Annotated in this window: 6 protein-coding genes; 3 read left to right on the top strand and 3 right to left on the bottom strand. The window is 59.0% G+C overall.

Annotated features, from left to right (window positions below; translation table 11 throughout):
- Positions 1–12 precede the first annotated feature (12 nt).
- A complete protein-coding gene (locus tag B3520_RS17430; protein WP_349678470.1) occupies positions 13–144 on the top strand; it encodes a DUF6691 family protein in 132 nt (43 codons plus the stop codon).
- Between the two features lie 138 nt (positions 145–282).
- Here B3520_RS17430 and B3520_RS01335 read toward each other — a convergent pair whose 3' ends face one another.
- Positions 283–1,173: a hypothetical protein gene (locus B3520_RS01335; protein ID WP_286875158.1), complete on the bottom strand. Its 891-nt coding sequence runs from the start codon at positions 1,171–1,173 to the stop codon at positions 283–285.
- Positions 1,174–1,689: 516 nt separating this feature from the next.
- Here B3520_RS01335 and B3520_RS01340 point away from each other — a divergent pair.
- Both B3520_RS01340 and B3520_RS01345 read left to right on the top strand, forming a co-directional pair.
- The gene (locus B3520_RS01340; protein ID WP_286875161.1) at positions 1,690–2,400 is read left to right on the top strand and encodes an inovirus Gp2 family protein; all 711 of its coding nucleotides are present in this window, start codon (positions 1,690–1,692) and stop codon (positions 2,398–2,400) included.
- An 87-nt stretch (positions 2,401–2,487) separates the two neighbouring features.
- Positions 2,488–2,694, top strand: coding sequence for a helix-turn-helix transcriptional regulator (locus tag B3520_RS01345; RefSeq protein ID WP_286875165.1), 207 nt, complete (start codon positions 2,488–2,490; stop codon positions 2,692–2,694).
- A 57-nt stretch (positions 2,695–2,751) separates the two neighbouring features.
- On the opposite strand, the gene B3520_RS01350 is transcribed toward B3520_RS01345, so the two are convergent.
- Together B3520_RS01350 and B3520_RS01355 are read right to left on the bottom strand one after the other, a co-directional pair.
- Positions 2,752–3,705 (bottom strand): GTPase family protein, encoded by a 954-nt coding sequence (locus B3520_RS01350; protein ID WP_286875163.1) that lies wholly within the window; start codon positions 3,703–3,705, stop codon positions 2,752–2,754.
- 40 nt (positions 3,706–3,745) lie between these two features.
- Positions 3,746–6,043 (bottom strand): PKD domain-containing protein (locus B3520_RS01355; RefSeq protein WP_286875164.1); only part of this gene is annotated, 2,298 nt, incomplete at its 5' end.

Below are 6,043 nucleotides of genomic sequence, written 5' to 3' on the forward strand. Positions count from 1 at the left end.
GCCCTGTTCGGCATCGGCTGGGGCCTGGCCGGCTACTGCCCCGGCCCGGGCGTCGCCGCGCTGGCGATGGGGCTGTGGGAGCCGGTGTTGTTCGTGGTGGGCTTGCTGGTGGGGATGTGGGGGTTCCGGCGATTGCCGGCGTAGGGCCGCCAGCGATCACTCGATATTCTGAATCTGCTTGTCGCCAGAAGACAAGAAGCTAATATAAAACAGTAAGTTACGTGGATTCAGGAAAGGAATGTCGAGCACTGCCCACCACTTTGCCCACCATTTGGTTGCGGCTCATCTGGCGCCTGCTGCCTCGGCGAGCAGGTCTTCAATGATACGGTTCTTGGTCATTTTCCGGGCTTTCTCTAGCTGATCCAGGTGGCGCCTAGCCTCATCGCTTAGCGAGAAGTATACCTGCTTCTTGGCTTTGTCGGATTCTCGGTACTTCTTCTGCGACCAAGTCTTGCGCATCTTGGTTATAAATAGCTCGCGTGAGTCCGCGCCGAGCCTATAGAGGTGATCCAGGAAGCCTAGAACATAGACGTGCTTTTCCTTGATGTCGTCTGTGTATAGGCACGAATAGGTTACGCCATATCGCCGGCGGAATTCAGATTTGTTGATGTAATCAACGGCCCAGTCCATTTGCTGCCTACTCTTCCCGTCCAGCCACTTGACCTGTTTCCAGTTGAGCTGGCTTTGCTCCCAGTTCTGCCTGATATCCCTAACGGCCGCCAGCTTCTCGCTTACGGAGAGCGGCCAGGCGTCAATTGTCGCAATCGCAAAACCGTATCGATGTTCTGGCCGTATGGCAGAGGGGGCCGGGATGAATGGGGTGCGGCCGGCATGGAGGAATGCTGGCGCCGAGCCAGTGATTGGGATGGTTGGGATGACCAGGCTCAATTCGTTGAGTAGCCAAACCAATTGTCTTTGGTGGCTATGAGATATCCAGGCGAGATCAATTTCAGGGAGAAAGTAGGCTTTTTTCCAGGCTTTAACTTGGGTGGACATATAGCTGGCATCCCACTGACTAGCCAAGTCCTCAACTATGGTCTCGGTGTTTTTCACCTTCCGGAGGCTGCCCGGGAAAAAAGAATCCGGGTTGGCCAAGAGGTGGGCATGCAACCAACGTTTCTCTCGTATATTGAGAGTTGGAAGCCCTGCTTCGCCAGTATCGTGTTCAGTCATAGATGCATCTACATGTAGTAATTATTGAATACATTCATACATAACTAACTGAAGAATTTAAAGGTTAATTAAATGTAAAGCAAATCAGAGACCATGCCAGAGATAATCGCATATTCAGGGCTTAGGTAATCCTGTGCTCACTGAAATGGGATAGTACACGGGCACTGAGTGGTCGCCTCTCTGAAGCAGATGGGCGAGGAACAGCCCAAGAGGGCGTCGTCAGCAATAGCGTGGCTCTCGTTACGCGATCATTCGAGCAGGTCATAATTTAATCTAATCTGGCAGCGCTATTGGGGGCGCGAGCCGGCGTCTGTCGTGGGGAGGGAGCCCTGGAGAGACCGGTATATAGTTATGCTTCAAACGCCTTTTAGAATTTATTTATATAACAAAACCATATGCGCTCTTTTGCTATTGAGGATAGTGGTTCGGCGTATATAAGAAGATGTCACTGATGTCTGTTAAAAAAATATACAGAAGCTAGCTCCTATGAAGTCTACGAACCATAGGAGCCAGATAATGCGTAAACGCAATATTTATAATGCCAACCTCACCCTCCATCACTCCGGTCCCTGGCGGGGTTACGATGTCCAGCTACAGCGTGGACCCTTGTTCATGCCCTACCTTGAAAGAATTCATCAGACAATGATGCGGGCTATCGATAGTCAGGCGAGGACTATGGCCGTGCGCCTTGATCTCGCCCTGCCTGCTAACGGCTACTATCGTCGGGGTGACGTAATTGAGCGATTCATCCAGTCATTGCGAGCCCAGATAGAAGCGGATATCGCCAAGCGCAAGCGTGAAGGCAGGACAGCACCTAGCTGGCACCTTGAGTATGTCTGCGCAAGGGAGCAGGAGGGCTCTCACCAGCACCATTTCCACGTGTGCCTCTTCCTGAATGGCGACTGCTACCGAGGCCTTGGTGAAATGCCCAAGTGTAACTGCGTCGGCTCGTTCGATCCTGATGTTCCGGCGGACCCCAATGCCTCGATAGCAGACAGCTTGGCGAAGCGCATTGTCACGGCTTGGGCCCGTGCTCTGGGCTGGAATATGGAGCAGGCGGTAGGTCTGGTGCATTTCTCGGAAGGGGGCACCTATTGGATCCAACGCAACTCACTGATTTGCGATAGCCAGATCGCTGGTCTGTTCAATCGGCTCAGCTACCTTGCCAAGGAAAGCACCAAGCGATTCGGGCACGGCGGTAGGAACTTGCGATGCAGTCGTCCCTGACCCTCTGTCTTGGCTCCGTGTCTGGACCGGTACTTCTTTACAGCGATGGCCCATCTCATGAGCAGAAGGAGCCATCTCATGAGAATCATGCGTTTAACCGAAGTCATCCAGACCACGGGCCTGGCCAGATCATCCATCTATAGCCGGATGAGCGAGGGTAGCTTCCCCCGGCCGGTCCCGCTTGGGGCGCGGTCGGTGGGCTGGGTGTCAGAGGAAATTCAGGATTGGGTGGAGGCCCGTATTCAAGAGCGAGATGCGGATAGCGGCTTCCAAATGGCCGGAGGCGGGGCCTGATAGAGCCCCGCTCCCCCGAACCGAGGTCCGACCAGGAAGGCAGCGAGTCGCAAGCGCCTACCCGCGTTTCTTAGCCAACCAGGCAATGATCAGCTTAGAGACATGCGAGCCGTACCGTTTGGCCGCTTCAGTAGCAAACTCAATCAAGAATTCCTTTGCGTGAAAGAGCACCTTATTCATCTGTTGAGACAGATAGTCGAGGATTCCGATCTCCGATTCCGCGATAGCCTCTATCGTGACATTTTCCTCTTTGGCTTCACGAACCAAAGACGCTTTTTTGTCGTTCGGTAGTGCGGAGACGATGGCGCTGATCAGCAGATCCATGTTGTAGCCCTCCTCCGCTGACACCGCGACGACGTGATTGCCCTGGAGGCCGAACTCCCGGACGATGTGCTGCCGCTTTTCCTCCAGATTGGCCTTCTGGCGGGCGCCAGGCTGCCGTCGTCTTTCGTCCCATTCCCGGCAGGGTTCGATCTTGTCCGCCTGGGTAACGGCGAAGACCACCGGGCATGTGCCCTCATGGGGCTTCACAGCGGTCTGATACGCCTGGACAGCCGACGCATAGGCGCGGTCATCGGCTTTGATCGCCCAGAGCACGAGATCCAGCTCCGGCACCAGGCGCCGGTACAGTTCCAGGTATTCCTCGTCGCGTTCCCGGTTCTCGCCAACGCCAGGGACGTCTACCAGGATCAGACCGCCGCCCTCATCATCCGTGAGCAAAACCTCCTGCAGATCGCGCGTGCCGGCGGCCACGTCACTGACAGGGGCAATCTCGCGGCCAAAGAGTGCATTGCAGAGGCTGGACTTGCCCGTTCCGGTCACGCCGAAGACGCCCACCTTTGGCGTATAGCTTCGGATTCGCTTGATCTCCCGCTGGATAAAGTCGCGGATTTCCTGCTGGTCCCTTTCGTCCTGTTTTTCAGTGCTGAGCGCCGGGCTGTCGCCCTCGGTATCGGCAGGCCTGTTTTCATCCGTCATGGGGGTTCCTTTGATGGTTGAATTGATGCGCATGCCCGGCTCCTTGTCCTAGGACAAGGAGCCATGGCCAGCGTTATCGGAGGTTGAGGGTATAGCTGCTACTGAAAGCGTCGCCGGTCTCATCCACCCGGAAGGCGAACTCGACCTGCACGGACACATCGACGTGCTCCACCAGCAGGCTGAACGACAACGTCTCATCGGCCTCGATGGTTTGCCCGCTGCTGATTCCGGAGAAGCGAGCGTTCAGGCCGGCCGGCAGAGGCCCGCCACCGACTTTCGTCACCTGGACGTTGCGCAGGGTGTAGCTACGCCCTTGGGCTTCCAGCCGGAACCGGGCGAGCTCGATGGTGCCGCAGGTGCCGGTACAGGTCCGGTTGATGGAGCTGTTACTGGTGTAAGGCAGGCCCACGTTCCTCCAGGAGGGAGGATTGAACGCATCGCCTTCGTCGTATTGCTCCATGGCCAAAGCCGGTTCCAGAGCGGTGATGCGGACAGTGTCTTCCTCGCTGTTGGCCTCCCCGTCATTCACGGTCAGCTTGGCCACGTAATCCCCGGCCACATCGGGTGTGAAGGAGGGGCGCGCCGTGGCGGCATCGCGTAATGACACCCCGCTGCCGTCGGGCAGGCTGCTCAGTGACCAGGCGTAGGTCAGGGTGTCGCCATCGGCGTCGGAGCTGCCGCTGCCGTCGAGCTCAACGCGGTTGCCGGTGTAGACCGTGGCATCCGCCCCGGCGTCGGCAACTGGAGCGCTATTGGCGGTTTCCGAGGTCACCTGGACCCGGTCGGTGCCTTCCAGCTCACCGTCGTCGACCGCCAGTTCCAACACATAGGTGCCGTCCAGGTCCGGGGTGAACGCAGGGGTGGCAGAGGCCCCATCGACCAGCGTAGCGGCGCTTCCGGATGGCCGAGAGACAAAGCTCCATTGGTACACCAGGGTGTCGCCGTCCGCATCGCTGCTGTTTGAGCCATCCAGAGTGACAAGCGTGCCGGTCATGGCATTCTGGTCACGGCCGGCGTCGGCCACTGGCGCGGCGTTGGCTTCCGCAGCGGTTACGGTGATGCGGTCCTCCGCACTGTCCTGCTCGCCATCGTTGACGACCAATGCTACGAGGTAGCTGCCAGCGACATCAGCGGTGAAGGTTGGAGCCACGGCGTCGGTGTCGGAGAGGGCGGCCGCGCTGCCACTCGGCGTGGATACGAAACGCCAGGTATAGGTGAGGGTGTCGCCGTCCGCGTCGCTGCTGGCACTGCCATCCAGGGTAACGGTTGTCCCCTCTACCACCGCCTGATCGGCGCCGGCATCAGCCACTGGCTTCACGTTAGCGCGGGTGGCCGTGATGGTCGTTGTCTGCGCGGTGCTGTCGAGCTCCCCATCGCTGACGACCAGTTCCAGCACGAAGGTGCCGGGCTGATCGGCCACAAACTCCGGGGACGCGCTGCTGGGATCGCTCAAGGACGCAGCGCTGCCGTCGGGCCGGCTGACGAAGCGCCATTGGTAAGACAGCTCGTCACCGTTCGCATCGGAACTGGCGGACCCGTCCAATCGCACGGTCTCACCTTCCACCACCTCCTGGTCGTCGCCAGGGTTGGCCACGGGGGCCGCGTTAAGCTCGGTGGCGGTGACGGTAACCCGGACTGCTTCGCTCTCATCGTCACCATCGCTGACCACCAAGCTGATCACGTAGCTGCCGGGCAGATCCGCCTCGAAAGACGGCGCCACGGTGTCCGCACCATCCAGGGACGCCAGGCTGCCATCGGGAGTGGACACAAACTGCCACTGATAGGTCAGCCGGTCACCATCCGCATCCCGGCTGTCCTGACCGTCCAGCGTGACCCGGTCACCCGCAACAACGGCTTGATCGGCACCGGCATCCGCGACGGGCACCGAGTTTGCTTCCGCAGCGGTAACGGTCACGTTATCGGGGGTGCCGTCGGCTTCTCCGTCGTTAACGATCAGTTCAATCACGTAATCACCGGCGGCGTCCGCCTGGAAGCTGGGCCGAGCGGTCTCGGTATCGCCCAGCGTGGCGGCGCTGCCACCAGGGCGTGACACGAAACGCCAGTGATAGCTGAGGGCGTCGCCGTCCGCGTCGCTACTATTGCTGCCATCCAGGGTGACGGTGTCACCTTCGACGACGTTTTGATCCGATCCCGCGTCCCCGACCGGAGCGCTGTTGGCAGTGGTGGCCATAATGACGACCTCATCTGCGCTGCTATCGACCAGGCCGTCGTTGACCACCAGGGCGAGGCGATACTCGCCGTCCTGATCTGGCGTGAAGGAGGGCTGGACGGTGTCCGCTTCCTGCAGGTCTGCGGTGCTGCTCGCGGGACGGTGGGTGAAGGACCACTGGTAGGTCAGGGTATCGCCATC

Source organism: Marinimicrobium sp. UBA4509, from assembly GCF_002388575.1.
GTDB lineage: Bacteria > Pseudomonadota > Gammaproteobacteria > Pseudomonadales > Cellvibrionaceae > Marinimicrobium > Marinimicrobium koreense.